This window comes from Brevundimonas sp. P2_A6 (assembly GCF_056404975.1).
Map to the genome: position 1 here is coordinate 14,460 of NZ_JBFUCZ010000002.1, position 25,707 is coordinate 40,166.

The window sequence follows — 25,707 nt, forward strand, 5'->3', positions numbered from 1 at the left end:
CCCGGACATCCGGTCGCGCCGTCTCGCGGCGATCGACGGGGCGCACAGGTCCCCGACGCGCGCGGCGACAGCCTGCTGCGGCGACGCTGGCTATAAACGCGGGAGGCGAACTCGTCCATGTATCCACGATGGCTGCGTGGACATTGAGAATGGATCGCAAGGAGGCCTCGAAATGATCGCGGCCCTGACGATTTCCGGCCTGGCGCTGAGGCGGGGCGAACGAACCCTGTTCAGGGGGCTGGACCTGAAGGTTTTGGCCGGCGAGGCGATCGCCCTGACGGGCGCGAACGGGGCCGGCAAGACCAGCCTGCTGCGGGCCATCGCGGGCTTCATCCGACCGGAAACGGGCGAAATCGTCTTTGCCGATGCGGACGCCAATCCCATCGAGCCCTCGGAAGCCCGCGCGCATGAGGTGCACATGCTGGGGCACCTGGACGGGCTGAAGACCGGCCGGACGGCGCGCGAAGAGCTGATGTTCCAGTCGAAATGGCTGGGACGAAGCCACGACGGCATCGACGAGGCGATTGACGCCCTGCGCCTCGCACCCCTGCTCGATCTCGAAGTCCGGAAGCTCTCGGCGGGCCAGAGGCGCCGGCTGGCCTTGGCGCGGCTGATCGGCTCGCCACGCGCCCTGTGGCTGCTGGACGAGCCGCTGTCGCCGCTGGATCGGGGCTGGCGCGAGGCGGTGGGGGCGATGATGGCCCGGCATCTGGCGGGTGGCGGGCTGGTGGTCGCGGCGGTTCACGACCCGCTGCCGATCCCGGCGCGGGCCTTCGACCTGGGCGTGCGGTCGTGAGGGCCGTATTCGTACTATTCCGGCGCGAGCTGGCTATGGCCTGGGGCGGCGGGGGCGGCCCGCTGCTGGCCTGCGGGTTCTTCGCCTGCCTGACCACCGTGGTGCCACTGGCCGCCGGCGGCGATCCATCCGTGCTGAAGCCGGTCGCGGCGGGCATCGCGTGGCTGGCCCTGGCCTTGTCCAGCCTGCTGTCGCTGGAGCGGCTGTTCGAGCGTGATCTGGACGACGGCGCGCTGGACCTTCTGGCGACCGGGCCGCTGCCACTGGAAGCCGTGTTCGCGGTCAAGGCGGTCAGTCAATGGCTCGCGACCGGTTTTCCGCTGGCCCTGACGGCACCGATCGCGGCCCTGGCCCTGGGCCAGTCGGTCTCGCTGGCCCCATTGACGGCGGTTTCGGCCCTGATCGGCGGTTTGGGGTTCGCCTTCACCGGGGCGCTGGGGGCCGCTCTGGCGCTGGGAGCGAAACGGGGTGGACTGCTGATCGCGGTCGTCGTTCTGCCGCTGTTCATCCCGCCGGTCGTGTTCGGGTCGGGCGCGCTGGACCGGGCGTCGGCGGGCCTGAGCCCCATGTCCGCCCTGGCGCTCCTGACGGCCTATGTGTTGTTCGCCGTCGTCATCGCACCCCCGGCGGGCGCCGCGGCGATCCGCAGCGCCCAGGGATAGTTCGGTCTATCGCACAGCGGCGTAGGTGTTCAGCGTCTGGGTCAGACGGCCATGCTCGCGCGCCGTCATGCAGCGCGGCGTGGCCCAGACCTCGCCGGTGGCGCGGGCCCGCAGGACCTGGTCGGCCGTCACGAAGACCGGACGCGTGCCGAAATCGCGACGATAGGCGGCGCGCGTCGCGACATCGGAGTCGCACAGCATGACGACACGCTGGGCTCCAACAGGCGCGACGGTCGCCTGTTCGGCGAAGGCCGGTGCGGTGACAGAGGCTGCGAGCGCGGCGACGGCGGACAAAATGGCGAAACGGGTCATGAGGGCTCCTCCCAAGCCTGAAAGATGTCAGGGTTCGGAGCATTAATGCGCTGATCTCCGGCTTTGTAAAGAAAATAAGACAACTAGGTCGATATCTGACGATAAACGGCATGTTCGACATGTGACGAACCGCCTTGGCCCCCCGCGTCCTGTTCGCGCGTTGTCACAGGTTCGTGGAGCCCCTGTTTTGACCAAACCTCTGAATTTGCCGTCGATCTGGCAGGACGTCCGCGTGCGCGCCCTGCAGCCCGCCGGTGTCCGGGTCGGCGAATGGCGCGACTGGGTTGTCGAGAATGACCCGGTCTACGGCTCATTCCGTCGCCCGGGCCGCACGGAAAAGATCGCCGCGTCGGTCGCGGTGGTCATGGTTGCCGCCATCGTCGTCTTTCTGCTGCTGTTCGACTGGAACTGGCTGCGCGGGCCGATCGGACGCTGGGCGTCGGCCAAATACGACCGCGAAATCGCGCTGCAAGGCGACCTGGACGTGAAGCTGTTCAGCTGGACGCCGTCGGTGATCGTCAACGATCTGAAGTTCGGCGGACCCGGCTGGGCAAGGGATGCCGACACCGCCGACGTCGATCGGATCGAGGCCCGTTTCCGCCTGCGAAAGCTTTTCGCGGGGAAGGTCGAAATGCCGCTGCTGTCCATAACCCGGCCCCGGGTCGTGCTGATCGCGACGGAAGACGGCCGCCAGAGCTGGGACCTCGAACCCGACAAGCCCGATACGGGCGAAGGCATGAAGCTGCCGTTGATCAATCGGCTGGTGATCACCGACGGCCGGCTGTCACTGGACGAACAACGCCGCGATCTGACCCTGGAAGCGGCGGTCACCGCCCAGGAAGCGGCGTCCGAGGCCGATGGCCGGAGCGGCTTCGTGTTGCAGGGCGAAGGGTCCATCCACGGCTCGCCGCTGACGTTGAAGATCGAGGGGGGGCCGTTCATCAATATCCGCCGAAACCGGCCCTATCATTTCGAGGCGACCCTGGCGGGCGCGGGATCGCGTCTGGTCGCCGATGGATCGATCACGCGGCCATTCGATCTCGGGCAGTTCACCTCGACGCTCAGCCTTGAGGGGCAAGATCTGAACGACCTTTATCTGCTGACAGGCGTGACCCTTCCGACGACGCCGCCCTATCGGCTGTCCGGGGCCCTGACCCGCGATGACAACCTGTGGACCTTCAATGATTTCGCAGGTCGCGTCGGCGCGTCCGATCTGGAGGGTGACGTGAGGGTGCAGGGGGGTGGCCGGTTGAAGGTCGATGCGACCCTGTCTTCGCGCCGGTTGGACATCGACGACCTCACCGCCATCCTGGGCGGGCGGGCGCAGACGAACGCGGCCGGAACCGAGACGACCACCGTCAGCACCGGTGGCGCGGTCGGGAAGCTGTTGCCGGACGCGACCCTGCAGGTGGATCGTCTGAGGTCCATGGACGGCACGATCGCCTATCGCGCGGCCAGCGTGAAGGCGAACGACCTGGACATCCGCCGGGTCCAGCTTGGCGGGGACCTCAAGGACGGGGTGCTGAACCTCGATCCCGTGTCCTTTACCTTCAATCGCGGGACGCTGACGGGCACGGCCAACATCGATGCCAACCCGCGCGTGCCCTACAGCAAGATCGATTTCCGCCTGGCGGGATATCCCCTGGAATCGATCATTCCGGCCAAGGGGGGCGTTTCGCCGGTCAGCGGGGCGGCCCTGGGACGTGCACGGCTTGAAGGCTCGGGCAGTTCGATCCACCGCTTCGCGGCGGCGTCGAAGGGATCGTTGAGCCTCGTGGTGCCCCAGGGTCAGATGCGCGCGGCCTTCGCCGAACTGCTGGGAATCAACGCCAGCGCCGGTCTGTTGAAACTGTTGCGGGGCGATCAGTCGCAAAGCACCATCCGCTGCGGCGTCGCCGACTTCGACGTGTCCAACGGCATCGCACGGGCCAAGACCCTGGTGGTCGATACGGATGTCGTGCTGGCCAGCGGCAGCGGCTCGATCAACCTGGGCGATGAGTCGATGAACCTGCGCATAGATGGCGAGAGCAAGCGACCCCGGCTGCTGCGCCTGTGGACGCCGATCCTGGTCAGCGGCCCCCTGACGGCCCCCCATGTCGGTGTCGACACCAGCCAGGTCATCACTCAGGGTGGATTGACGGCCCTGCTCGGCGCGGTCGTGGCGCCGGTGGCCGCGCTGTTCGCCTTCGTCGATCCCGGCCTGGCCAAGGATGCCAACTGCGGCTCGCTGATCGCCAATGCGCGCTGAAACTGTCGCAGCTCGGCGATTGAGCCAAATCTCGCCTGAGGGCGTATCTTTGCCCGAAGATCATCCCTGCCCTTAGAGATTTCATGACCCGCAGAGGCCTATTCGCTCCCGCGCTCGGCGCGCTCGCCGCATCGTTCGCCGCTGCCTGCAGCCCGCTCGGCGCGCTGAATGCTTTGGGACCCCGCGATCCGGGCGTGCGACGCGTGGGGCGCGACCTGCCCTATGGTGACGACGCGCGTCAGACGTTCGACATCTTCGCGCCGGCGGCGGTCGCGGCGGGCGAGCGCCTGCCGGTGCTGGTCTTCTTCTACGGTGGGGGCTGGGATTCGGGCTCCAAGGACGTCTACGGCTGGGCGGCCCAGGCGCTGGCGGCCCAGGGCTTCGTCGTCGCCCTGCCCGATTATCGGCTGGTGCCCGAGGTCCATTTCCCGACCTTCGTCGAGGATGCGGCCGCCGCGACAGCCAGGGTGGCCGACGTCGTGGAGACCTATGGCGGTGATCCGGCCCAGCTCGGTGTGCTGGGTCATTCGGCCGGGGCGCATCTGGCGATGATGATCGCGCTGGACGCCCACTACATGGCCGCCGTCGGAAGGCCACGCCTGATCAAGGCGGCGGCGGGGCTGGCCGGTCCCTACGACTTCCTGCCTTTCGACGTTCCGTCCTCGATCAACGCCTTCGGACAGTGGCCGGACCCGCGTCAGACCCAGCCGCTGACGTTCGCGCGGGCCGACGGCCCACCGCTGTGGCTGGGGCACGGCACCGCCGACGTCACCGTGCACGACGAGGACTCCATCCTGCTGGATGCCAGGACGCGCGAACTGGGCGGGCGCTCCGAGCTGAAACTGTATCCCGGCCTCAGCCACGAGGATCTGGTCGCGACCTTCTCGCCCCTGTTCCGCAAGAAGGCCCCGGTGCTCGCTGACGTCAGCGCCTTCTTCCACCGCGAGCTGGGCTGACCCCCGGCCCTGGCTCAAGCAGCGAGGCACTGCGAGCCGGGCGGTCGCTTCTCAAGCTAGACCGTCTCGCCAAGGTCACGATCGTTCGCTAGAGGAAGTCATGACAGAACACATGACCGGGGCGCTGTCGGCGCCCGAGGCGCTGGACCGCCTCGAAACCCTCTACGCCCAATCCGTCGCCGCCCTGCGCGAGGCCGTGCGGACCTTCATCGCCACCGGCGAACGGGCCGACATAAAGGCCCGCGCCGAAGGGCTGTTTTCCTATCCCCGACTGCGCGTGCGCTGGTTCGGCGACAGGCCCGAGAACCTGGCCCAGCGCGCCTATGCCCGCCTGTCGCGGCCCGGCGTCTATTCGACCACGGTGACGCGACCCGACCTGTTCCGACCCTATGTCGCCGAACAGCTGGCTCTGCTGGAACAGGACTATGGCGCGACGTTCGAGGTCGAGCCTTCCGATCAGGAAATCCCCTTCCCCTATGTGCTGGACGGGTCCGACGTGACCCTGGACCGGACCATGACGGCCGCGATCGCCCGCTATTTTCCAACGACGGATCTGGCCCATATCGGCGACGAGATCTCCGACGGCCTGTTCGATCCGGCCGAGGATTTCCCGCTGTCGCAATTCGACGGCCTGCGGACCGATTTCTCCCTGGCACGGCTGCGCCACTACACGGGCACGCCGGTCGAGGACGTGCAGTCCTACATCCTGTTCACCAACTATCACCGCTATGTCGATGAGTTCGTGCGCTGGGCCTGCGCGCAGCTGGCGGATCCGAATTCGGCCTATGAGACCCTGTCGTGCGCGGGTGGGGTGGTCATCACCCGCGACAACCCGGACCCGGAGCTGGCGATCCTGGACACGGCGTGGCGTCGGCACCAGATGCCCGCCTATCACCTGACGGCACCGGGCTGGAACGGCATCACCCTGGTCAACATCGGGGTCGGTCCGTCGAACGCCAAGACCATCTGCGACCACCTGGCGGTCACCCGGCCCCATGCCTGGATGATGATCGGCCATTGCGGCGGCCTCCGGCCCAGCCAGACCATCGGCGACTACGTTCTGGCCCACGCCTATCTGCGCGACGACCATGTGCTGGACGCGGTCCTGCCGCCGGACATTCCCATTCCCAGCATCGCTGAAGTCCAGCGGGCCCTGTACGACGCGGCCAAACAGGTTTCCGGCATGCCGGGCGAGGACGTGAAGCGCCGCCTGCGCACGGGCACGGTGGTGACCACCGACGACCGGAACTGGGAACTGCGCTACTCAAAGTCGGCGCTGCGCTTCAACCAGTCGCGCGCGGTGGCCATCGACATGGAAAGCGCGACGATCGCGGCGCAAGGTTACCGGTTCCGCGTGCCCTACGGCACCCTGCTGTGCGTTTCCGACAAGCCCCTGCACGGGGAGATCAAGCTGCCAGGACAGGCGAACCGCTTCTATGAAGGGTCGATCTCGGAACACCTGCAGATCGGCATCCAGGCCGTCGACCTACTGCGCAAGGAGGGCTCCAGTCTGCATTCCAGAAAGCTGCGCGCCTTCGACGAGCCGCCGTTCAGGTAGGGAGCCCTATCGCCCGGCTCGCGGAGCCGCGCTGCTTGAGCGCGGTATCGTAGGCGCCTTAGCCCTTGCGGAACAGATACAGTCCGAAGCCCAGATACGGACGGCCGAAGTCGAAGGTGGTCTTGATCTGATCGGCCCGCGCGCGGATCGCCCCGGCTTCGCGCGCGTCGGGATGGGCGTCCAGCCAGGTCCGCACCCTGGCGTCGGCCCCGCCGAAGAAGGCGTCCCAGTCCGCCTCGGACGATATCTCGCGCGTGATGCAGTCGAGACCGGCTTCGCGCCCGGCGGCGCGCCAGCCCTCGTCAGTGGCATAATCACCGATCAGGCCGATGACCTGGCGCAGGGGTTCCGGCGGGTCCCCCCGCCAGAACAGATCGCCCCACAGGATGTAGCCCGGCGCGCGCAGGTGAGAGGCAAGGCCGCGCAGGATACCGACCGGATCGCGCAGACCCTCGCCGGCGGCCTCCGTCGTGCCGAGGGCCACAATCAGATCGACGGGCGACAGGCGATCCAGCGCGGTCCCGGAGTTTTCGACGAGGACATGGACCCGGTCCGCGAGCCCGGCGGCGGCGACGCGGTCCTCGATCATGCGCGCCATCGCTGGGTCCCGCTCGATCGCGTGGACCGTCAGGTCGTGGGCCGTCGCTATGGCCACGGAGACGCCGCCGGCACCCGCGCCGATGTCGAGCGCCACGGCTCCGGGGGGCAAGTCGCCCTCTGCCAGCACGGCGAGCACCCGGGACAGATCGACGGGATTGGCGACGGCGAAGCCTTCGTAGGCGATACGGTGGTAGGTGGGGTGCATGGGACCGGTTTAGACGGCCTGACCCATCTGTGAAGCCTGCACTAAGAAAGCACTTTACAATACAAAGCTATTGGGTCACCCTGTCCTCGATAGATTGGAGCAGCCCGATGACCGCTACCGCCCTTGACCTGCCCGCCGGTTCTGGAACCGCTCCGACCCTGGCCGTCGCCGCCGGGCGCAACCTGGTGCTGGCCGGAACGATCTTCGGGCTGGCCAACCTGATCCAGTGGACGATCCTTGGCGGCATCCTTCCGCTTCACCCGGCCCTGCTATCCCTGACGTGGCCGGTGGCGGTGACGCTGTTCGTCGTGATCCTGCGCCGGCTGCGCAACGTGGGCGGCCCCGCCGCCGTCAGGGCCGCCGGGTGGTCGCGCTGGGCGATCCTGCTCCAGATCGCGACCGCACTTTCCCTCGCCGCCCTGTCCGCCATGATGCGCGACTGGTCCCTGATGATGTGGATGTCGCCCATCGGGCTGGGCGTCTATGCCGTCGCCTGGCTGATCGCGTCGATGCGAGGCGGAGCGGCGTGGATGGGGGGGCTCGGACTGGCCACGGCCGCGGCCGCGGGCGGGGTCTGCCTTCTGGTCGGAACGCCGACGCAATATCTGGCGTACGGCGTGGGCCTGATCGTATTCGCCCTGATCCCGGGGCTGGTGCTGGCCCTCGGCCGTGCCCGCTGATTTGACGCAAAGGACCGTTCCGATGACCGAGACACGCGACGACGCCGTCGACATCGCCTGGATGCGCCAACTGGCCGAGGAGGGCGCGAAAGGCCCGATGAAGGGAGCCGTCATCCTGATGGCGGCCGGCCTGATCTACGGCACCGCCAGCCTGGTGCACTGGGCCGTGGCCAGTGGGTTGGTGGATCTGGCCCCCGCGATCTTCAGCATCCTGTGGCTCGGCGCGACCGCGCTGTTTCTGATCGTGGTCTCGATCGTGTCCCTGCGCATGCGGCGGACGGGCGGGGTCCGCACGACAGCCAGCCGTGGCGCCAACACGGTCTGGAGCGCCGTTGGATGGGGCATTTTCGCCCTGTTCAGCTCACTGGCCCTGATCGGATCACGGACGGGTCCCGATGGGGTCGTCATGCTGCTGGGCATCGTGCCCTCGGCCATCATGGTCTTCTACGGCCTGGGCTGGGCGGTGACGGCGACCTTGCAGAAGTCCCGCGCCCTGACGGCACTGGCCGCAGCCTCGTTCGTCGCCGCGCCCGTGCTGGCGCTGATGGCCGGGATGTCGATCCAGTACCTGGCCTATGGCGTCGCCCTGTTCGCGCTGATGGCGCTGCCCGGCTTTCTGCTGATGCGGTCGGCGCGGTCCTGACCATGGCGGACGATTTCGACATCGGCCGCATCGACGACGTGATCCACGGCCGTGTCCGGCTGGGAATCATGGCCGTGCTTTCCGGGGTCGAGAGCGCCGACTTCGGCACGCTGAAGGCCCGACTTCAGACGACCGACGGCAATCTGTCGGTGCATCTGCGCAAGCTGGAGGAGGCCGGGTTCGTGGCGGTGACCAAGCGGTTCGTCGGCCGAAAGCCCCTGACCGAGGCGTCCATGACCGAGGCTGGCCGAACGGCCTTCGTCGCCTATCTGGACGCCATGGCCGGTCTGGTGACACCGCGCGTTTAGGCCCCCTGTCGCGCAGGGCCGCCCCCGTTCTATACGGTTCGGATGACTTCCCGCATCCATGCCTTCGAGGCGCTCGACAACTTTCGGGACTATGGCGACTACGCCACCGCAGCAGGCGCAAGGGTGCGACAGGGGCGACTCTATCGTTCGGCCCATCAGGCCGGCGTCACGGCCGCGGACCTGCAGCGGCTGGCGGCTCTGGACATCGGCACGGTGGTCGATCTGCGCAGGCCGGTCGAGCGCCGCCGCCAGCCGTCCAGGCGCCCGGACGGCTTCTCTGGCCAGGTGTTCGAGAGCGACCTGGACGAGGCGGGCGAGGCCCCGCACATCACCTTCCTGAAGACGGCGGACCTGACGCCCGAGTCGGGTCGGCGGTTCATGACCGAGACCTATCGCAACCTGCCCTTCGCGCCGGCACATCTGGATTTGTTCGCTCGCTATTTCCGCGTGCTGGGCGAATCCGATCGTCCGGTGCTGATCCATTGCGCGGCGGGCAAGGACCGGACCGGCATGCTGGCGGCTCTGACCCACCACCTGCTGGGTGTCGGTCGCGACGATCTGGTCGAGGACTATCTGCTGACCAATGTGGCGGTGGACCTCGCGGGTCGCGCGCCCGCCATCGCCGATCAGCTGAAGACAATGACCGGCCGCACGGCCTCGCACGACGCGGTCGTGGCCTTCATGGGGGTCGAGGAAGCCTATCTGGACGCCGCGATCGGGTCGATCGAGGCGCGCCATGGCTCGATCGACGCGTATCTGGAACAGGCGCTGGGCGTGGATCGCGCGCTGCGCGACCAGATCGTGGCGCGGCTGGCGCCGTGAGCGCGACCGACCGCTTCGCCCTGAGCCTGCCATGGACGCCGCCGCTCGACGTCGCGTCGGGGATTTCGCGGCGCGAGGGAGCCCTGTGCCTTTTGTCCGACGGGGGTCCGAACGGTCGCGTGTCCTGGGTCGGGGCCGATCCGGACATCATCCGCGTGAGCGAGGTCACGGCGAAAGACCCGTTTGCGGCGCTGCGCCAGCCGGGGTTCGAGCGGCATGTGGTGGGCCTTGCCGCCTATGACGCCGGGGCCAGACCCGCCACGGGCGTCAGGGAAACGGCGGCGGGTGAATGGCCGGATCTGATGATGGCCCGCTATCCGGCGCTCCTGAGATTTCATCACCCGACACAGACGATCCAGGCTTTGGGCGTCGGACCGCAAGCCGAGGCGGAGGCCTGGCGAGCCGCCGGATGGGTCGCGCACGCCCGATCGGCCGTCCAGCCCGCGCCGCCGGCCGCTTCGTTCGACGCGGAAACGGGCGAGCCGACCTATGAAGCTGCCGTGGCCGATGTCGTCGCCCGTATCGCGGCCGGAGACCTGTTCCAGGCGAACATCTCGCGCGCCTGGCAGGGACGTTTGAACCACGACGGCGAGCCCTTCGATGCCTTCCTGCGCCTGGCGCACGGAGCCGCGCCCTACGGAGCTTTCTGGCGGATGGGTCGGAGGGCGCTGGTCTCCAACTCGCCCGAGCTGTTCCTGACCTTCGATCCCGCCGACCGTCGGATCGAGACCCGGCCGATCAAGGGCACCCGCGCCCGTGACGTCGATCCCGATCAGGATGCCGTCAACGCGGTCGATCTGGTCGCCAGCGCGAAGGACCGCGCCGAGAACCTGATGATCGTCGACCTGATGCGCAACGATCTGGCCAGGGTGTCGGCGGCCGGATCCGTCGCCGTGGATCGACTGCTGGCCCTGGAAAGCTTCGCGACCGTTCATCACCTGGTCTCGACCGTCGTGGCCAGGGCGACCGAAGGCATCGGTCCCGCCGACATTCTGGAAGCCACCTTCCCGCCCGGGTCGATCACCGGCGCGCCCAAGCATCAGGCGATGAAAGTCATCGCGGACCATGAATCGCCGCGCGGCCCATGGTGCGGATCCCTGTTTCTGCTCGACGACCGGGCGCGGATGACGGCCTCGGTGCTCATCCGGACCGCATCGTTCTGGCAGGAGGTCGACGGCTGGCGTTTCCGCACCCTGGCCGGCGCCGGCATCGTGGCCGATAGCGATCCGGCCACGGAATGCGCCGAAACCGAGACGAAGATTCTCGCCGTCCGGCGCGCCTTGATCGGCGACTGAACCCTCAGCAGTCGCTGCAGGTCACCTTGTCCACCAGACGGGGCCGCAGATAGAAGTTCTGGTGGAACTGGACCACGTTGGGCAGCAGATAGCGAAGCGGCGACGCATAATCGTAGGTCGACTCGCTGAAGATGACGCTTTCGCCATTGGCGATCATGCCGGCGGGCACGGTCACGACGGTCCCGACGCCCAGCGCCGTCATGCCGGACCCGCGGCTCCAGTCGACCTTGGCCACGCCGCTTGAGTTTCGCGTGACGCCCGACACGCGCATCTTCAGCGGCGTCGTCGGGAAGGGGGCCATGATCAGGTGCGCGACCGCGAAGGTGTCGTCGAGCTCGTCGCGGGTCACGACCCCGTCCTGAGACGTGATGTCGGCGACCTGGGATGTCGCATGGTCCATCCGCTTCTGCGCCATATAACCCTGGCAGAACTCGGCGCTGCCGAAATAGAGGGAGATCATGACGGGCGCGAGCAGCGCGAACTCGACGGCCGACACGCCTCTCTGGTCGCGCCAGAACCGGCGAAGGAAGGTCCAGCCCGACGCGGCCATCAGTAGGGCTCGCTGCGGAAGGCGGTGGTCACCGACAGCAAGGTTTCGCCGGTCGACAGCTTGGACATGGCCTGGAACATCGTTGGCGCGATCAGGGGCTGTTTGTACCAGACGCGGATCAGGATCAGGCTGCTGGTCGTGCCGTTGGTGTAGGGCGGCGACGCGGGCAACTGGCCATTGACGACCGGATCGGGCAGCGTCTGGTTGCGGAACTGCGAGATTTCCCGAACCTCGACCGTGGCCCGTCCCGCGCATTCGGCGGAAAACACGCTCATGCGCGAGCACAGCTCGGTCTTGAACTGGGCCGGACTGAGGTTGCGGGTCGCGGCTTCTCCCGTCCGGATCAGCCGCGCGGCCTGAAGGGTCGCGTTTTCAAGCACGGAATCGACGACGAACAGCAGACCCAGCTGCATCACCGCGAAGATCATGAAGAAGAACGGCAGGGCGACCATGGCGAACTCGACCGCCGCGGCCCCCGATCGTGGGGCGCGTCGCCGGCCGGTCCTCGGCGCATCTGTCAGCAGGCCCGGACGCATCGCGGTCAGGGGGTTGTGGTCGAGGGTGCGGCCGCGGCGGCATCGTTGCGAATGCTGGCGGAACACGATGCGGCGCACGCCATCTCCGTCGCCTGCGCCCCGCGCCAGACGCGCACCGAACCGGTCGAGCCGCCGGTCACGACGACTTCGCCCTGGTAGATCGTGCGGCCCAACCCGTCCACGGCGATCACCTCGGTCACGCCATAGCCCTTGCCGGTGACGAACAGGGTGTTGGCGTCAACGACCGTGACGTCGGCGATCGCCGGATTGCCGACGATGACCGAGGCGGCCGACCCACGCAGGGCCACACGCGCCGACCGGTCGATCTCGACGTTCAGGGACTGCGCCTGCGCCAGCCCTGCGGCGAACAGGCACGCGACACCCGCGAGCACGGCGGCAGGACGGGAGACGATGGAAACTGGGCGGCCTGGCATGATCGGCACTCCGGCAAACCGACGCGCGCGCGGGCGTCGCTGATCCAAGATGGCCGCGAAACCTCAAGAAAGTCTGAAATCGCCCTCCGAGCGCAGGCTTTGATTCACTCCGGTTAACGACCGTCAAGTTTTCGGAGAGCGCAGGCATTACACTATAATGTCAGCTTGAATCGAAATGCGCCGCTACACCGGGATTTCGCGCCTTTTTACAGTAAACATTCGGGTAACCACGCCTTCTGACCCGTCCTTAACCGGTCCTGGGCATTATGCTCCTGTGTTTGGGGGTCAAGCGGGCGACCGGAGCCTCCAGCCAGTGTCGCTCGCTTAACAGATTTTGCAAAAGGAAGACCATCATGACCAAGTTCATCACCAAGTTCGCTCAAGACGAGTCGGGCGCCACGGCCATCGAGTACGGCCTGATCGCGGCCCTGATCGCCGTCGTCATCATCGGCGCCATCACCACGCTCGGCACCAAGATCACCGGCACCTTCACCAAGGTCGCCAATGCGATGCCTCAGTAAGACCTGAGCCACGTCTTGAAGTCGGGGGCCGGAGCGGGAAACCGCTCCGGCCCTTCGTCTTTTCGCGGCCGCGATCACAGTCTCGGAAACCGGGGCTTAACCCGACGTCGATAGGGTCGTCGGCATGGACAGTTTCACCCTTCTGCTGCTCAGCGTGCTGCCGGCGCTCGTGATCGTTGCGGGGCTGTCGGACCTGACGACGATGAAAATTCCGAACTGGATTTCGGGCCTGCTGATCCTGGGGTTTTTCCCTGCCGCCTTCGCCGTCGGGCTTTCGCCGACCGAGGTCGGATTGAACGTCGCCGTGGCGATCGGGGCCCTGCTGGTCGGAATGGGTCTATTCGCCGCCAGGATCATCGGTGGCGGTGACGCCAAGGTGATGGCGGCGACCTGTCTTTGGCTGGGCCTGGGGGGCGCGGGAATGTTCCTGCTCTATACCGGTCTGTTCGGCGGCCTGCTGTGCATGGCGCTGATCGTGGCGCGCAAGTCGTTCGTCCTGCCCTCGCACGCCACCCCGGGCTGGATCGTGACCCTGATGGAGCCCCGCGGCGACCTGCCCTACGGCGTCGCGATCTGCGCCGGTGCCCTGGCCGCCTTCCCTTCCAGCCCTCTTCTGACCCTGTTCGCGGCCGGCTAGTCGGGCCTGCGGGCTTAGGCCCGCGTTAACCCGCGCCCGGCATGGTCGTTAACGGTAGGCCTCCCGCGTTTCGAATCGCGAGCGGGGTCTCTGCCGGAGACCCTGGATGAAACCCGCCCGCATCGCCGTCATCTGCATCGCCGCCGTGTCCGCCATCGGCCTGGCGTTCGTGGTGCGCGCCATGGGGTCGCCGTCGGGCGAGCCCACCGCGGTGGCGACCGCCGCGCCTGCGCCGTCCCGCCCCATGGCCAAGATCCTGGTCGCGGCGCGCGACCTGGCCCCCGGTCAGCGTCTGGTGGAAGACGATCTTGAGTGGAAGGACTGGCCCGTCGACCAGGTCAATCCCGCCTTCATCACCGACGGGTCCGTGCCGGTTCCCGCCGCAGCCGCCGAGGGCGAGGCGGCAGCCACCACCGGGGCGACGGCTGAAAGCGCGGTCGCTCGCGTGACGCGTGCCGCCAACGACCTGACGACCGGCGGGGCCAAGGCCGACTATTTCGGATCCGTCGTGCGCGAGCCCATCCTGGCCGGAGAGCCGATCGTGGCGCGCAAGATCGTGCGTGCCGGGGACAGCGGCTATATGGCCGCCTATCTGGAGCCCGGCATGCGGGCCATGGCCATCGGCGTCTCGGTCGAGAGCGCGGCGGGCGGCTTCATCCTGCCCGGCGACCGGGTCGATGTGATCGTCACCGTCGAACAACAGGCCGGCAACGCAGACGACGCGGGGCGCGCCAAGTTCGCCAGCCGCATCGTCATGCAGAACGTCAAGGTCCTGGCCATCGACCAGTCGACGCGCGCGGGCGACGATCAGCAGGCCGTCGTCGGCGCCACCGCCACGCTGGAGGTCGCCCCCCAGGACGCGGAAGTCGTGGCCCTGGCCAAGGCGGCCGGGACCCTGTCGCTAGTGCTCCGCTCGTATGCCGACACGTCCGGCCCCTCGGGTCGCGTCGCCCTGCCGCCCCGAGCCTCCGAACGATCGACGGCGATCCGGGTCTTCCGGGGCGGAGAGCCCCAAGTGGTCAACGTCCCATGATCTGGCCCATGAGCGCGCGTCCCATGACCCAATCCCTGACCCGCATTCTGGCCCTGGCCAGCGCCGCCGTCGTGGCGACAGCCCCCGTCGCCCTGCCCTCCTCCGTCCTGGCCCAGGACTACGGCGTTCAGCAGACGGTCGCGGCCGGATCGGGTCCGCGTCTGGTCAATCTGCCGCGCGGGACGTCTTTCGCCGTCGACCTGCCCGCCGACGCGCGCGACGTGATCGTTTCCAACCCGGCCGTGGCCGAGGCCAACGTTCACTCTCCTCGCCGGATTACCGTCATCGGCATCGCGCCGGGCGAGACGGACGCCGTCTTCCTGGACGCCGCCGGTCGATCCATCCTGACCCTGCGCGTCCGCGTGGATGCTGGCGTCACCGCGCTGCAGGACACGCTCAGCCGCGTCGCACCGGGTGCCCAGGTCCATGCCGAGGCCGTCAACGACAGCATCGTCCTGACCGGACTGGTCACCAGCGCGGCCCAGTCCGAACAGGTCGCCCAGGTCGCCCGCGCCTTCGTTTCCGCGCCCGAAAAGGTGCTGAACATGCTGACCATCGCCGGGTCGGACCAGGTGACGGTCAAGGTCCGGGTGGTCGAGGTCCAGCGCAGCGCGATCAAGCAACTGGGGCTGTCCAGCAACGTCGTCTACAACGACGGCAACTCCTCGATCGGCCTGGGGCGCGGCAACACCTGGGGCGCCAACGGAAATTACCTGGGCGGCAACGGTCTCTGCTACGGCGAGAACAACGCCCGCACCACCAACTACACCAATCAGGTCCAGAGCGGGTCGAACGCCACGAACGGCACGACGACGACGATCCAGAACGGCTCGACCAACATCAACCAGACCCAGATCGGTACCGAGGGCGATCCCGGTCCCTATTCGCTGATCGGCACGGCCGTCACGAACACGGTGGCGAACACGATCGGCAACACGCTCACGAACGCCGTCACGGGCCTGGCGTCCACCATCTATTCGACCGTCACGGGCACCAACACCAGCAACTGCCTGGAGGCCTTTGAACGGGTCGGCCTGGTGCGGACCCTGGCCGAACCGAACCTGACAGCCGTCAACGGCGAGGCCGCCAGCTTCCTGGCGGGTGGCGAGTTTCCGGTCCCAATCGGTCGCGATCGCGACGGCAACCTGACCATCGAATACAAGCCCTACGGGGTCAGCCTGTCCTTCCGGCCCGTCGTCCTGTCGGGCGGAAACATCTCGCTTCAGGTGTCGATGGAGGTGTCCGAACTGTCCACCACCGGCGGCCTGACGATCGGCGCGGGCACGGTGTCGGCCATCAGCCTGCCGGGACTGAGCGTCCGCCGCTCGGCCACGACGGTGGAGCTGCCGTCCGGGGGTACCATGATGATCGCGGGCCTTTTGCAGGAGAGCACCCGCCAGACGGTGGATTCCCTGCCGGGCGTGACCAACCTTCCCATTCTGGGCTCGCTGTTCCGGTCGCGCGACTATCTGTCGGGCGAGACCGAACTGGTGATGATCGTCGAGCCCTATATCGTCAGTCCCACCTCGCCGGACCGGATGCAGACGCCGGCCGACGGTCTTCGGATCGCCAGCGATGCCCAGACCATCTTCTTTGGCCAGCTGAACCAGGCCTATGGCTCACCTGCTCCGACCGACACCGCCTCGGCTGGATGGCAGGGTCCCGTCGGCTATGTGATCGAGTGAGCGCGCCCATGATCCGTTCCCTGTTCGCCGCTTCTGCCGTCCTCATGCTGACCGGCTGCGTCGGCCTGCCGGCGGAAGGTCTTGACCCCGCTCCGCTGAACCCAAGCTCGCGCTACAGCCTGCAGGTCGAGCCGGGCCTGGAACGCGTCGCCCTGGCCGTGCACGAGACCGGGCTTTCCGCAAACCAGACCCAGGCGCTGCAAGACATCGCAGGACGCTTCCATGCCGAGGGAGCCCCGATCCTGCGGGTCGAGGCTCCGTCGGGTGATGATCCCGTCGCCAGCGAAATGGCCTGGCGGATCAAGGGCGCCCTGGAGGCCACCGGGCTGTCGTCGTATCAGGTGCAGGTCGTGACCTATGTCGCGCCGGACCCGCGCGCGCCCGTCCTCGTCGGGTTCGACACGGTTCGGGCCGTGGTGCCCCAGTGCGGCACGCGCTGGACCAATCTGTCGCGCACAGGCGCCAACGCCGGCTATGAAAACTTCGGTTGCGCGGTGAACGCCAACCTGGCTGCGCAGATCGCCAATCCCCGCGACATCGTCCAGCCGCGCGACATGACCCCGGTCGATGCCGGTCGCCGCGCCGTCGTCTTCGACCACTATCGCCAGGGCGAACAGACCTCCGCCGAGCAGGAAACCCTGGTCAGCAAGTCCCAGGTCTCGAATGCGGTGGACTGAGCGACCATGACAAACGCCTTCGCCCCGCGCGCCTTCGACGCCATGGACGACGAGTTCGACGCCGACCTCGATTTCGTGACTGTGGAGCCGTCTGTCAGCGGCGACATAAACCCACGCGAGCCCCTGCAGTTCACGGCTCCGGCCGGGATGGCTCCCGCCCCGACGACCGGCATGGTCGTGGCCCATCCGGGTGCCGCCATGGTGGCGGGTCAGGCAGCAGTGCCGACGGCCGGCTATAATCCTGTCGGAGACCTCGTCGCGGGCGCCTCAATGGCGCTGGCCCCCAGCGCCGCCGCCATGGCCGCCGAAGTCAATGTCCCGCGCATCGCCATCCACGTCTTCGGCGAACGTCAGGACACTTTGGCCGCCGCCGAGCGCGCGGGACAGGACCGGCGCATGTCGCGCGCCACGACCCAGATCCGCATCGGCGGCATCCCCGCCGCTGTAGAGGCCTACAGCCACGAGCCCACCCCGCCGCTGATCGTGGTGGAATGCCTGCAGGACCCCCAGACCCTGCTGTGGCAGGTCGATCGCCTGGCCGAATGCTGCGACGCCGGCACCAAGGTCGTGGTGATCGGGGCCACCAACGACATCATCCTGTTCCGCGAGCTGATGAAGCGCGGGGTCAGCGAATACATGGTCGCCCCGGTTCAGCCGCTGCAGCTGATCGCCGCCATCGGGGGCCTGTTCTCGGATCCGGCTCAGCCGTTCGTCGGGCGTTCGATCGCCTTCGTCGGCGCGCGGGGCGGGGCGGGGTCGTCCTCGGTTGCGCACAACACCGCCTATGCGATGTCCGAGAAGATCGGCGCCAACACCGTCATCGTCGACTACGACCTGCCGTTCGGCACGGCGGGGCTCGACTTCAACCAGGACCCGCTGAGCGGCGTCGCCGACGCCCTGGGTCAGCCAGACCGTCTGGACCCGGTGCTTCTGGACCGGATGATGGTCCGCTGCACCGACAAGCTCAGCCTGTTCGCCGCGCCCGCGACCCTGGACACCGACTGGGAGATCGACGCCGACGCCTTCGAGGAGGTCACGACCCAGATTCGCGGCACCGCGCCCTTCGTCGTCCTGGACCTGCCCCATCTGTGGTCCGGCTGGATGCGCAAGACCCTGATCTCGGCCGATGAGGTCGTGGTGGTGGCCACGCCCGATCTCGCCTCTCTTCGCAACGCCAAGAACATGATCGACCTGATCCGCTCGGGTCGTCCCAACGACGCGCCGCCCCGGCTGGTGCTGAACCAGGTCGGCGTTCCGGGTCGCCCGGAAATCCCGGCCAAGGATTTCGGGGCCGCCCTGGGCATCCATCCCTGCCTGTCGATCCCTTTCGATGCCAAGCTGTTCGGGGCCGCCGCCAACAACGGTCAGATGATCCTGGACGCCGGGGCCAAGTCGAAGTCGGCCGACGCCTTCCAGACCCTGGCCCAGATCGTCTCGCGTCGCGAGCTGCCGATGCTGGCCGCGCCCGGCAAGGCGGCCCGGCCAAAGGGCGAGAGCAAGTCGCTGTTCGCGGGCCTGTTCAAGAAGAAGGCCTGAGGCCGTGTTCGGCAAGCGCACAGGTCAGCCCGGCGGCGTGGAGGCGATGCCGCGTCCGGCCTCCGCACCCCCGCCCGCCTTTGATCCGGCGACGCCGTCCCAGCCACAGCAGGGTCATCAGACCCAGGCCTTCGCCTATGCGGCCGAGAATGCCGCGCCCGCCGGCGGGTTCGCCCATACGAGCGGCCGCCCCGCCGATGCGCCAGCATCCCCCGCCGCCGACCGGCTGGACGCCCTGGCGTCGCGGCCTAAACCGACCGCCGCCCCTCCGCCCAACAGCGGACCCGGTCCCAAGGCCACGCCCGGCTTCGAACAGCTGAAGAAAGCTCAGGCGGTCGCCGAGATCGTCCGTGAACAGAGCGACTACTACCACGCCACGAAGACCACCATCTTCAACGCGCTGATGAACACCATCGACCTGGCCCAGCTGGCGCAGCTGGACACCAAGGCGGCGTCGGAAGAAATCCGCGACATCGTCGCCGAGCTGGTGGCGATAAAGAACGTCTCCATGTCGGTCGCCGAGCAGGAGCATCTGGTCCAGGACATCGTCAACGACGTCCTGGGCTACGGCCCGCTGGAGCCGCTGCTGGGCCGCGACGACATCGCCGACATCATGGTCAACGGCGCCGGGCGGGTCTTCATCGAAGTGAACGGCAAGGTCCAGCTGACCAACGTCCGCTTCCGCGACAACACCCAGCTGATGAACATCTGCCAGCGGATCGTGTCCCAGGTCGGCCGCCGCGTGGACGAGAGTTCTCCGATCTGCGACGCCCGCCTGCCGGACGGATCTCGTGTCAACGTCATCGCCCCGCCGTTGGCCATCGACGGCGCGACCCTGACGATCCGGAAGTTCAAAAAAGACAAGCTGACGATGAAGAACCTGGTGGAGTACGCCTCCATCAGCCCGGAAGGGGCCCGCGTCCTGGGCGTCATCGGCGCCTGCCGCTGCAACATCGTCATTTCGGGCGGAACGGGCTCGGGCAAGACGACCCTTCTGAACACCCTGACCGCCTTCATCGACCCGACCGAGCGCGTCATCACCTGCGAGGACGCGGCCGAACTGCAGCTGCAGCAGCCGCACGTGGTCCGTCTGGAAACCCGCCCGCCGAACCTGGAAGGCCAGGGCATGATCACCATGCGCGACCTGGTGAAGAACTGCCTGCGCATGCGGCCCGAGCGGATCATCGTCGGCGAGGTGCGCGGTCCCGAGGCGTTCGACCTGCTGCAGGCCATGAACACCGGCCACGACGGCTCGATGGGCACGCTGCACGCGAACAGCCCGCGCGAGGCCATCAGCCGGATGGAATCGATGATCACCATGGGCGGCTACGGCCTGCCGTCCAAGACCATCCGCGAGATGATCGTCGGTTCGGTCGACGTCATCATCCAGGCCGCTCGCCTGCGCGACGGCTCACGCCGCATCACCCACATCACCGAGGTGGTGGGGCTGGAAGGCGATGTGATCGTGACCCAGGATCTGTTCGTCTACGAAATCACGGGCGAGGACGAGAACGGCAAGATCGTCGGCCGCCACCGCTCGACCGGCATCGCCCGTCCCCGTTTCTGGGACCGCGCCCGCTACTACGGGCTGGAGCGCGAGCTGGCCGAGGCCCTGGACGCGGCGGAGTAGGCGGCCATGCTTCCGATTCTCGCGGCGGTCCTCGCCTTCATCACCATCGGTGGCCTGGGCTGGGTCTTTGTCGGCGGTGACGATTCCAGCGCGCAGGCGGTCAAGCGCGCGGAGGGCTTTTCCTCCGGTGCCAACCGTACGGCCCGCGCCAAGGCCGCGAAGGCCGAGGCCAACACCCCCGAGGCCCGACGCAAGGCCATCGAGCTGCAGCTGAAGGAGGCCGAACGCGCCGATCGCAAGGCGCGCATGACCATGAAGGCGCGATTGAAGCACGCCGGCATGTCCATGAGTATCCGTACCTTCTGGATCATCAGCGGCTGCCTTGGGGTGGTCGCCTTCCTGGCCCCGCTGGTCTTCGGGCTGAACATCTTCGTCGCCCTGGGGATCGCCGTCGTGGTCGGCCTGGGGTTTCCGCGCTGGGTCGTGGGCTTCATCGGCAAGCGACGCCTGAAGAAATTCTCCATGGAGTTCGCCAATGCCGTCGACGTCATCGTGCGCGGCATCAAATCGGGCCTGCCGGTCCATGACTGCTTCAAGATCATCGCCCGCGAGAGTCCGTCGCCCGTGGGACCGGAGTTTCAGACCCTGGTCGAGGGCCTGGGGGTCGGTCTGACCCTGGGGCAGGCGCTGGAAAAGATGTACGACCGCATCCCGACGCCGGAGCTGCGGTTCTTTTCGATCGTCATCGCCATCCAGCAAAGGACCGGCGGCAATCTGGGCGAGGCGCTGTCGAACCTGACCACAGTCCTGCGCGCGCGCCGGATGATGGGCGAGAAGATCAAGGCCCTGTCGTCCGAGGCCTTGGCATCGGCGGGCATCATCGGCTCGCTGCCGCCCGTGGTCATGACCTTGGTCGGCGTCACGACGCCCAGCTACATGGGCCTGATGTTCACAGACTTTCGCGGTCAGGTGATGCTGCTGGGCGCGGCCATCTGGATGGCTTTCGGCGTCTTCGTGATGAAGAAAATGATCTCGTTCAAGTTCTAGGGGAGGAGGCGACATGGAATCGTTCATGCATGCGATCGTCGATCCCCGGACGCTGATCAGCATCATCGTCGGCGTGCTGGTGTTCGCCACCGTCCTGACCATCCTCAGCTCGTTCGGCGGGGGGGTCAGCCTGGACAAACGCATGCAGGCGGTCTCGGTACGCCGAGATGAGTTGAAACGCCGATCGCGTCAGGCGATCGCCAGCGGCCAGGGCGGGCTGCGTCACACCGACGACGGCTTCAAGAAGCGTGTCGTTGACCGGCTGAACCTGACCAAGCTGCTGGAAGACCCCAAGGTCGCCGAACAGATGATCCAGGCGGGGCTACGCGGGCCGCGCCCGCTGACCACCTTCTACTTCTTCCGCTTCGCCTCGCCGTTCGTCTTCATGTTCGCGGCGATCCTGTATGTGTTCGTGATGAACGATTTCGGCCTGTCGGTGACGGTCCGACTGGGCATAGTCATGTTCGCGACCGTGGCCGGCTTCTATGGCCCGAACATCTTTCTGAAGAACCGCATCGCCAAGCGCCAACTGTCGATCATGCAGGCGTTTCCGGACGCGCTGGACCTTCTGCTGATCTGCGTCGAGGCCGGGATGTCGATCGAATCGGCCATCGTGAAGGTCAGCCAGGAGATCGGCACGACCTCGGTCGAACTGGCCGAGGAGCTGGCGCTTCTGTCGGCCGAGCTCAGCTATCTGCCCGAACGGCGCATGGCCTATGAGGGGCTGGCCAAGCGCACCAACCACCCGGGCGTCCGTTCGGTCTCCACCGCCATGATCCAGGCCGAGCAATACGGCACGCCGCTGGGTTCGGCCCTGCGCACCATGGCCAAGGAGAACCGCGACCTGCGCCTGTCGGCGGCGGAGAAAAAGGCGGCGGCCCTGCCCGCTCAGCTGACCGTGCCGATGATCATCTTCTTCCTGCCGGTGCTGTTCGTCGTGATCCTGGGACCCGCGATCATCAACATCCAGGACACGCTGAAGGCCAACAACACGGCCTCGGCCGCCACGGCCGCCGCACCGAAATCGACGGCGAAATAGAGCGTGGTCTGCAAAGACTCGCGCTGCGAGCGACGAGCCTAGCCTTCGGCGGCGACTCTCAGGGCCTCGCTGATCGTTTCGCACGCGGCGCGCAGCGTCTTGCGGTTCTTGTCGTGGAACCCCTCGCCCCGAAAGCCCGAGAAGATGAAGCCATTGGCCACGATGCAGCTGCCCGGCTCCAGCTGTTCGATCTCGTAATAGCGCAGGGCGTTGAACAGGAACCCGCGTCGTTCGGTCCAGACCAGCCGGCTGTTGGGCTGCCAGTCGCCGACGCGGCCGGTGTACTGGCGCGGAGGCAGGCCGGGAATGGCCTCACTCAGGGTGACCGTTCCGTCGAAGGCGAGGGTGCCGGAAATGTCGGTCTCGACCGGGTTCCAGGCGTTCCAGCCGGGGAAATCGGCGATGACCTCCCAGATGCGTTCCGACGTGGCGCGCACACCGACGCGTTTTTCGACCTTGAAGTTCATCGGGTTGATGTCGCAAGCGCCCGCCCCGAACGCAAGCCGGGCCGTTCGACGCAGAGGCTGGCACCGACGCAGGTGCGACCTTGTCGCGAACGTCAGCGCGCTGTCCCGCGCTCAAGCAGGGAGCGACCGCGTCGCGAGCGTTAGCGCAGTGAAGGAGACGAGGTGGAGACCGCGACCCAAAGGGGAATTCGTTGTGGCTGCTGCCTTCCGGCCCTGACCAGGTTGGCGAAGCCTTCGCCCGCGATCTCCGAGGCCTATATCGCGCCGGATGCGCCCGAGATCAAGCCGCCTCTCCCAAGGCTTCGCGAACCCGGCTAGGAAGCGCTCATGGCCCTCCCCGTCCTGAACACCTTCGCCGGCAACCCCCTGGATCGCGCCGGCGACCAGAGGAACAGCCCTGACTGGCTGGCCGAACAGGCCGCCAACCCCGAGGCCCTGGCCTGCGTCTTCTGGAACGGGCAGCCGCTGCTGGAGGCTCACGCCGAGGGTCCACGCCTGGCCTGGCTGGCCCTGAGCCACGCGCGAGACATGATCCGGGACGGGGATCGCGAGCTGTTCCTGGGCCTGTGGAAGGGTGCGCCGTGCTTCTCGGTGGAGTTTGGCGGCGCGGCCGATCCGGCGACCGGACCGGTCCAGGGAATGGGAGCCTTCACCGAGATGCGCGAGGCGGCGGCGGTGCTGCCGGCCTCGGATGCCGCCATCGCCGGTGGGGCCAAGTCGCTGTTCGACTGGCGGCGTCGCCACGGTTTCTGCGCCAACTGCGGGCACGAGACCGAGACGGCGTGCGGCGGCTGGAAGCGCATCTGCCCCGCCTGCGCCGTCGAGCATTTTCCGCGCGTCGATCCCGTCACGATCATGCTGCCGGTGTTCGAGGATCGATGCCTGCTGGGGCGTCAGGCGGCCTGGCCGGCGGGGCGGATGTCGGCGCTCGCCGGCTTCCTGGAGCCGGGCGAGACGATCGAGGAGGCCTGCGCGCGCGAGATCAAGGAGGAGGCGGGGCTAACCGTGACCGCCGTACGCTATCATTCGAGCCAGCCGTGGCCGTTTCCGTCCCAGCTGATGATCGGCCTGATCGCCGAGGTCTCGGACGATGACGCAACGCCGGACCAGACCGAGCTGGAAGAGGTTCGATGGCTGACGAAGGACGAGGCCCGGTCGGTGCTGGCGGGTGGCCACGAGATCAAGGCCCCGCCCAGGTTCGCCATCGCGCGGACCTTGCTGGAAGCGTGGGTGGACGGGTTCGGCGTCTAGGCCAGCGCCCGCGCGGCCTCCAGATCCGCCGGATTGTCGACCGAGATCGGCGCTTCCCCGATCACGGCGGCCCAGATCGAAAGTCCCATTTCCAGCGCCCGCAGCTGCTCCAGCTTTTCGCGACGCTCCAGCGGCGAGGGTGGCGCGGCGCAGAAACGCTTCAGGGCCTCGCGACGGTATCCGTAGACACCGATATGCCGCCACACCGGCGCGTCGCCATACAGGGTGGAGCGGGTGAAATAGAGGGCGCGACCGTGGCGTTCGCCCTCCGCGATCGCCAGCACCGCCTTGACCACATCGACGTTGGTGCGGTCCGAGGGCTCGCTCTCGGGCGCGACCAGCGTGGCGATGTCGCAGGACGGCTCGCCGTGCAGCAGGGCGGCGCAGGCCGTGGCGATGCCCGGATCGGCGAAGGGCATGTCGCCCTGCAGATTGATGACGGCGTCGTATTCCCCGTCCGGATCCAGCGTCTCCAGCGCCGCCAGAACGCGGTCCGAGCCGCTGGGCAGGTCCGGGTCGGTCAGGACCGCGCGACCGCCGACGGCCTCGATCGCGGCGACGATCTCTGGATCACCGGCGGCCACCGCGACCGGCAGGCCGGAGTCCACGGCCCGCTCCCACGCCCGCACGATCATGGACTTCCCCCCGATGTCGGCCAGCGGCTTGCCGGGCAGTCGCGTGGCGGCCATCCGGGTCGGGATCAGGATCAGAGGCGTCATCTTTGCGTTTCCCGTATGCGACGCACCGACGCCTGCTCAGAAGGCCTGCGCCGGTTGCGAAGGCGGCGCTAGCGTGTCAGAGACCCCCACGCAAGAAATTCGCCCGGATTGCTGCATTGCAATGGGCCTCTAGAAGACGGGATGCGACGACGCGATGAGCGGCGATCTGAAGTTGAACAAGATTTTCGGTGCGGGCCTGGCGACGGCGTTCGCCATCCTGATGGTCCAGCAGGTTTCGCAGGCGGTCTATACGACCAAGGCCCCTGAAAAGGCCGGCTATGCCGTCAACGCGCCGGAAGAGGCCGAGGGCGGAGCAGAGGAAGTCGAGCTGCAGCCGGACTGGGGCACGCTTCTGCCTACGGCCGATCTGGCCGCCGGCGAGGCCGCCTTCTCGCGCTGCCAGGGTTGCCACAACGTCGCTTCGGGCGGGCCGAACGGCACAGGTCCGAACCTGTGGGGCGTCGTCGGCCGCCCCGTCGCCAGCCATGCGGGCTTCGCCTACTCCGACGCGATGAAGGGCCACACCTCGGTCGACGCGACCTGGTCGCTGGACGCCCTGAACCACTTCATCACCGCGCCTCAGAAATACGTGCCCGGCACCAAGATGTCGTTCGCCGGACTGCGTGACACGGCTGCTCGCGTGAACCTGATCGCCTATCTTCGCAGCCAGGGTTCGCCCGGCTATGCGATCCCCGCGCCCGATCCGACCCGCCAGCCGGGTGCGGTCGCCCCGGCTGAGGGCGCCGCGCCTGCGGAGGGTGCCGCCGCCGTGGAGGGGGCCGGTGCCCCTGCCCCGACCGACGGTGCCGTCGGTGCCGCGCCGGTCCAGGAGACGCCCGCCGCGCCTCCGGCCGCCGACAGCGCGCCGTCGAACGACTGATCGGTCGATCTTTTCAGACTTCGGACAGGCGGCCTGCGGG

Annotated in this window: 28 protein-coding genes and 1 other RNA gene; 21 read left to right on the top strand and 8 right to left on the bottom strand. The window is 67.7% G+C overall.

Going from position 1 to position 25,707, the window contains the following annotated elements:
- Positions 1-172: 172 nt before the first annotated feature.
- Together ccmA and ccmB are read left to right on the top strand one after the other, a co-directional pair.
- Complete coding sequence (gene ccmA, locus AC1DW4_RS05455) at positions 173-796, top strand: heme ABC exporter ATP-binding protein CcmA (protein WP_477016239.1); 624 nt, start codon at positions 173-175, stop codon at positions 794-796.
- Positions 793-1,458 carry a heme exporter protein CcmB gene (gene ccmB, locus AC1DW4_RS05460; protein ID WP_477016240.1) on the top strand — a complete coding sequence of 222 codons (666 nt, stop codon included), beginning with the start codon at positions 793-795 and terminating at the stop codon, positions 1,456-1,458. The genes ccmA and ccmB overlap by 4 nt, the downstream gene beginning before the upstream one ends.
- Positions 1,459-1,464: 6 nt before the next feature.
- Here the strand turns inward: ccmB and AC1DW4_RS05465 are convergent, their stop codons facing one another.
- Entirely contained in the window at positions 1,465-1,770 is a 306-nt protein-coding gene (locus tag AC1DW4_RS05465) for a hypothetical protein (RefSeq protein ID WP_477016241.1), read from the bottom strand.
- A 187-nt stretch (positions 1,771-1,957) separates the two neighbouring features.
- Between AC1DW4_RS05465 and AC1DW4_RS05470 the strand changes: the two genes are divergently transcribed.
- From AC1DW4_RS05470 to AC1DW4_RS05480, 3 genes are all read left to right on the top strand, one after another.
- The gene (locus tag AC1DW4_RS05470) at positions 1,958-4,018 is read left to right on the top strand and encodes an AsmA family protein (RefSeq protein ID WP_477016242.1); all 2,061 of its coding nucleotides are present in this window, start codon (positions 1,958-1,960) and stop codon (positions 4,016-4,018) included.
- Between the two features lie 83 nt (positions 4,019-4,101).
- Entirely contained in the window at positions 4,102-4,974 is an 873-nt protein-coding gene (locus AC1DW4_RS05475; protein WP_477016243.1) for an alpha/beta hydrolase, read from the top strand.
- Between the two features lie 112 nt (positions 4,975-5,086).
- Positions 5,087-6,532, top strand: coding sequence for an AMP nucleosidase (locus tag AC1DW4_RS05480; RefSeq protein WP_477016910.1), 1,446 nt, complete (start codon positions 5,087-5,089; stop codon positions 6,530-6,532).
- Between the two features lie 58 nt (positions 6,533-6,590).
- On the opposite strand, the gene AC1DW4_RS05485 is transcribed toward AC1DW4_RS05480, so the two are convergent.
- Positions 6,591-7,337 (bottom strand): SAM-dependent methyltransferase, encoded by a 747-nt coding sequence (locus AC1DW4_RS05485; protein WP_477016244.1) that lies wholly within the window; start codon positions 7,335-7,337, stop codon positions 6,591-6,593.
- A gap of 107 nt (positions 7,338-7,444) precedes the next feature.
- On the opposite strand from AC1DW4_RS05485, the gene AC1DW4_RS05490 reads away from it, so the two are divergent.
- Genes AC1DW4_RS05490 through AC1DW4_RS05510 form a run of 5 tightly spaced genes read left to right on the top strand, consistent with a single transcriptional unit; the run spans position 7,445 to position 11,085 of the window.
- Positions 7,445-8,017 (top strand): hypothetical protein, encoded by a 573-nt coding sequence (locus AC1DW4_RS05490; RefSeq protein WP_477016245.1) that lies wholly within the window; start codon positions 7,445-7,447, stop codon positions 8,015-8,017.
- A gap of 22 nt (positions 8,018-8,039) precedes the next feature.
- Positions 8,040-8,660, top strand: coding sequence for a hypothetical protein (locus AC1DW4_RS05495; RefSeq protein ID WP_477016246.1), 621 nt, complete (start codon positions 8,040-8,042; stop codon positions 8,658-8,660).
- Positions 8,661-8,662: 2 nt separating this feature from the next.
- Positions 8,663-8,968 (top strand): winged helix-turn-helix domain-containing protein, encoded by a 306-nt coding sequence (locus tag AC1DW4_RS05500; protein WP_477016247.1) that lies wholly within the window; start codon positions 8,663-8,665, stop codon positions 8,966-8,968.
- Positions 8,969-9,010: 42 nt separating this feature from the next.
- Positions 9,011-9,790: a tyrosine-protein phosphatase gene (locus AC1DW4_RS05505; RefSeq protein ID WP_477016248.1), complete on the top strand. Its 780-nt coding sequence runs from the start codon at positions 9,011-9,013 to the stop codon at positions 9,788-9,790.
- The gene (locus tag AC1DW4_RS05510) at positions 9,787-11,085 is read left to right on the top strand and encodes an anthranilate synthase component I family protein (protein WP_477016249.1); all 1,299 of its coding nucleotides are present in this window, start codon (positions 9,787-9,789) and stop codon (positions 11,083-11,085) included. Before AC1DW4_RS05505 ends, AC1DW4_RS05510 begins: the two co-directional genes overlap by 4 nt.
- A gap of 4 nt (positions 11,086-11,089) precedes the next feature.
- Here the strand turns inward: AC1DW4_RS05510 and AC1DW4_RS05515 are convergent, their stop codons facing one another.
- The 3 genes from AC1DW4_RS05515 to AC1DW4_RS05525 are packed head-to-tail and all read right to left on the bottom strand — an operon-like array spanning position 11,090 to position 12,605.
- A complete protein-coding gene (locus tag AC1DW4_RS05515) occupies positions 11,090-11,635 on the bottom strand; it encodes a TadE/TadG family type IV pilus assembly protein (protein ID WP_477016250.1) in 546 nt (181 codons plus the stop codon).
- Entirely contained in the window at positions 11,635-12,249 is a 615-nt protein-coding gene (locus AC1DW4_RS05520) for a TadE/TadG family type IV pilus assembly protein (protein WP_477016251.1), read from the bottom strand. Before AC1DW4_RS05520 ends, AC1DW4_RS05515 begins: the two co-directional genes overlap by 1 nt.
- Complete coding sequence (locus AC1DW4_RS05525) at positions 12,177-12,605, bottom strand: pilus assembly protein N-terminal domain-containing protein (protein WP_477016252.1); 429 nt, start codon at positions 12,603-12,605, stop codon at positions 12,177-12,179. Before AC1DW4_RS05525 ends, AC1DW4_RS05520 begins: the two co-directional genes overlap by 73 nt.
- A 353-nt stretch (positions 12,606-12,958) precedes the next feature.
- Between AC1DW4_RS05525 and AC1DW4_RS05530 the strand changes: the two genes are divergently transcribed.
- The 9 genes from AC1DW4_RS05530 to AC1DW4_RS05570 all read left to right on the top strand — a co-directional run bounded on the left by AC1DW4_RS05530 (position 12,959) and on the right by AC1DW4_RS05570 (position 22,350).
- Complete coding sequence (locus AC1DW4_RS05530) at positions 12,959-13,126, top strand: Flp family type IVb pilin (protein ID WP_013268063.1); 168 nt, start codon at positions 12,959-12,961, stop codon at positions 13,124-13,126.
- 124 nt (positions 13,127-13,250) lie between these two features.
- Positions 13,251-13,763, top strand: a complete 513-nt coding sequence (locus AC1DW4_RS05535; RefSeq protein WP_477016253.1) for an A24 family peptidase — start codon at positions 13,251-13,253, stop codon at positions 13,761-13,763.
- A 106-nt stretch (positions 13,764-13,869) separates the two neighbouring features.
- Positions 13,870-14,796 carry a Flp pilus assembly protein CpaB gene (gene cpaB, locus AC1DW4_RS05540; RefSeq protein WP_477016254.1) on the top strand — a complete coding sequence of 309 codons (927 nt, stop codon included), beginning with the start codon at positions 13,870-13,872 and terminating at the stop codon, positions 14,794-14,796.
- A gap of 23 nt (positions 14,797-14,819) precedes the next feature.
- Positions 14,820-16,481, top strand: coding sequence for a type II and III secretion system protein family protein (locus tag AC1DW4_RS05545; protein ID WP_477016255.1), 1,662 nt, complete (start codon positions 14,820-14,822; stop codon positions 16,479-16,481).
- Between the two features lie 8 nt (positions 16,482-16,489).
- Positions 16,490-17,158, top strand: a complete 669-nt coding sequence (locus AC1DW4_RS05550; protein WP_477016256.1) for a CpaD family pilus assembly protein — start codon at positions 16,490-16,492, stop codon at positions 17,156-17,158.
- Between the two features lie 6 nt (positions 17,159-17,164).
- A complete protein-coding gene (locus AC1DW4_RS05555; protein WP_477016257.1) occupies positions 17,165-18,694 on the top strand; it encodes a CpaE/TadZ family protein in 1,530 nt (509 codons plus the stop codon).
- A gap of 4 nt (positions 18,695-18,698) precedes the next feature.
- Positions 18,699-20,324, top strand: a complete 1,626-nt coding sequence (locus AC1DW4_RS05560) for a CpaF family protein (RefSeq protein ID WP_477016258.1) — start codon at positions 18,699-18,701, stop codon at positions 20,322-20,324.
- A 6-nt stretch (positions 20,325-20,330) separates the two neighbouring features.
- The gene (locus tag AC1DW4_RS05565) at positions 20,331-21,311 is read left to right on the top strand and encodes a type II secretion system F family protein (protein ID WP_477016259.1); all 981 of its coding nucleotides are present in this window, start codon (positions 20,331-20,333) and stop codon (positions 21,309-21,311) included.
- 13 nt (positions 21,312-21,324) lie between these two features.
- Entirely contained in the window at positions 21,325-22,350 is a 1,026-nt protein-coding gene (locus AC1DW4_RS05570) for a type II secretion system F family protein (protein WP_477016260.1), read from the top strand.
- A gap of 38 nt (positions 22,351-22,388) precedes the next feature.
- Here AC1DW4_RS05570 and AC1DW4_RS05575 read toward each other — a convergent pair whose 3' ends face one another.
- Both AC1DW4_RS05575 and ffs read right to left on the bottom strand, forming a co-directional pair.
- The gene (locus tag AC1DW4_RS05575) at positions 22,389-22,817 is read right to left on the bottom strand and encodes an SRPBCC family protein (protein WP_477016261.1); all 429 of its coding nucleotides are present in this window, start codon (positions 22,815-22,817) and stop codon (positions 22,389-22,391) included.
- Positions 22,818-22,975: 158 nt separating this feature from the next.
- Positions 22,976-23,069: signal recognition particle sRNA small type (gene ffs / locus AC1DW4_RS05580), an RNA gene on the bottom strand.
- 75 nt (positions 23,070-23,144) lie between these two features.
- Between ffs and nudC the strand changes: the two genes are divergently transcribed.
- Positions 23,145-24,068: an NAD(+) diphosphatase gene (gene nudC / locus AC1DW4_RS05585; protein WP_477016262.1), complete on the top strand. Its 924-nt coding sequence runs from the start codon at positions 23,145-23,147 to the stop codon at positions 24,066-24,068.
- Here the strand turns inward: nudC and AC1DW4_RS05590 are convergent.
- The gene (locus AC1DW4_RS05590; RefSeq protein ID WP_477016263.1) at positions 24,065-24,787 is read right to left on the bottom strand and encodes a 3-deoxy-manno-octulosonate cytidylyltransferase; all 723 of its coding nucleotides are present in this window, start codon (positions 24,785-24,787) and stop codon (positions 24,065-24,067) included. The two genes, nudC and AC1DW4_RS05590, sit on opposite strands and share 4 nt — an antisense overlap.
- Before the next feature lie 154 nt (positions 24,788-24,941).
- Between AC1DW4_RS05590 and AC1DW4_RS05595 the strand changes: the two genes are divergently transcribed.
- Positions 24,942-25,667 (top strand): c-type cytochrome, encoded by a 726-nt coding sequence (locus tag AC1DW4_RS05595; protein WP_477016264.1) that lies wholly within the window; start codon positions 24,942-24,944, stop codon positions 25,665-25,667.
- The last annotated feature ends 40 nt before the right edge of the window (positions 25,668-25,707 follow it).

Excerpts from the sequence above, each read along its gene's own strand:
- AC1DW4_RS05515 (WP_477016250.1), bottom strand. The coding sequence starts at position 11,635 with ATGGCCGCGTCGGGCTGGACCTTCCTTCGCCGGTTCTGGCGCGACCAG.
- AC1DW4_RS05465 (WP_477016241.1), bottom strand. The coding sequence starts at position 1,770 with ATGACCCGTTTCGCCATTTTGTCCGCCGTCGCCGCGCTCGCAGCCTCT.
- ccmA (WP_477016239.1), top strand. The coding sequence starts at position 173 with ATGATCGCGGCCCTGACGATTTCCGGCCTGGCGCTGAGGCGGGGCGAA.
- AC1DW4_RS05555 (WP_477016257.1), top strand. The coding sequence starts at position 17,165 with ATGACAAACGCCTTCGCCCCGCGCGCCTTCGACGCCATGGACGACGAG.
- AC1DW4_RS05480 (WP_477016910.1), top strand. The coding sequence starts at position 5,087 with ATGACCGGGGCGCTGTCGGCGCCCGAGGCGCTGGACCGCCTCGAAACC.
- nudC (WP_477016262.1), top strand. The coding sequence starts at position 23,145 with ATGGCCCTCCCCGTCCTGAACACCTTCGCCGGCAACCCCCTGGATCGC.
- AC1DW4_RS05565 (WP_477016259.1), top strand. The coding sequence starts at position 20,331 with ATGCTTCCGATTCTCGCGGCGGTCCTCGCCTTCATCACCATCGGTGGC.
- cpaB (WP_477016254.1), top strand. The coding sequence starts at position 13,870 with ATGAAACCCGCCCGCATCGCCGTCATCTGCATCGCCGCCGTGTCCGCC.
- AC1DW4_RS05545 (WP_477016255.1), top strand. The coding sequence starts at position 14,820 with ATGACCCAATCCCTGACCCGCATTCTGGCCCTGGCCAGCGCCGCCGTC.
- AC1DW4_RS05525 (WP_477016252.1), bottom strand. The coding sequence starts at position 12,605 with ATGCCAGGCCGCCCAGTTTCCATCGTCTCCCGTCCTGCCGCCGTGCTC.
- AC1DW4_RS05485 (WP_477016244.1), bottom strand. The coding sequence starts at position 7,337 with ATGCACCCCACCTACCACCGTATCGCCTACGAAGGCTTCGCCGTCGCC.
- AC1DW4_RS05495 (WP_477016246.1), top strand. The coding sequence starts at position 8,040 with ATGACCGAGACACGCGACGACGCCGTCGACATCGCCTGGATGCGCCAA.
- AC1DW4_RS05570 (WP_477016260.1), top strand. The coding sequence starts at position 21,325 with ATGGAATCGTTCATGCATGCGATCGTCGATCCCCGGACGCTGATCAGC.
- AC1DW4_RS05550 (WP_477016256.1), top strand. The coding sequence starts at position 16,490 with ATGATCCGTTCCCTGTTCGCCGCTTCTGCCGTCCTCATGCTGACCGGC.
- AC1DW4_RS05575 (WP_477016261.1), bottom strand. The coding sequence starts at position 22,817 with ATGAACTTCAAGGTCGAAAAACGCGTCGGTGTGCGCGCCACGTCGGAA.
- AC1DW4_RS05595 (WP_477016264.1), top strand. The coding sequence starts at position 24,942 with ATGAGCGGCGATCTGAAGTTGAACAAGATTTTCGGTGCGGGCCTGGCG.
- AC1DW4_RS05500 (WP_477016247.1), top strand. The coding sequence starts at position 8,663 with ATGGCGGACGATTTCGACATCGGCCGCATCGACGACGTGATCCACGGC.
- AC1DW4_RS05505 (WP_477016248.1), top strand. The coding sequence starts at position 9,011 with ATGACTTCCCGCATCCATGCCTTCGAGGCGCTCGACAACTTTCGGGAC.
- AC1DW4_RS05530 (WP_013268063.1), top strand. The coding sequence starts at position 12,959 with ATGACCAAGTTCATCACCAAGTTCGCTCAAGACGAGTCGGGCGCCACG.
- AC1DW4_RS05590 (WP_477016263.1), bottom strand. The coding sequence starts at position 24,787 with ATGACGCCTCTGATCCTGATCCCGACCCGGATGGCCGCCACGCGACTG.
- AC1DW4_RS05490 (WP_477016245.1), top strand. The coding sequence starts at position 7,445 with ATGACCGCTACCGCCCTTGACCTGCCCGCCGGTTCTGGAACCGCTCCG.
- AC1DW4_RS05475 (WP_477016243.1), top strand. The coding sequence starts at position 4,102 with ATGACCCGCAGAGGCCTATTCGCTCCCGCGCTCGGCGCGCTCGCCGCA.
- AC1DW4_RS05535 (WP_477016253.1), top strand. The coding sequence starts at position 13,251 with ATGGACAGTTTCACCCTTCTGCTGCTCAGCGTGCTGCCGGCGCTCGTG.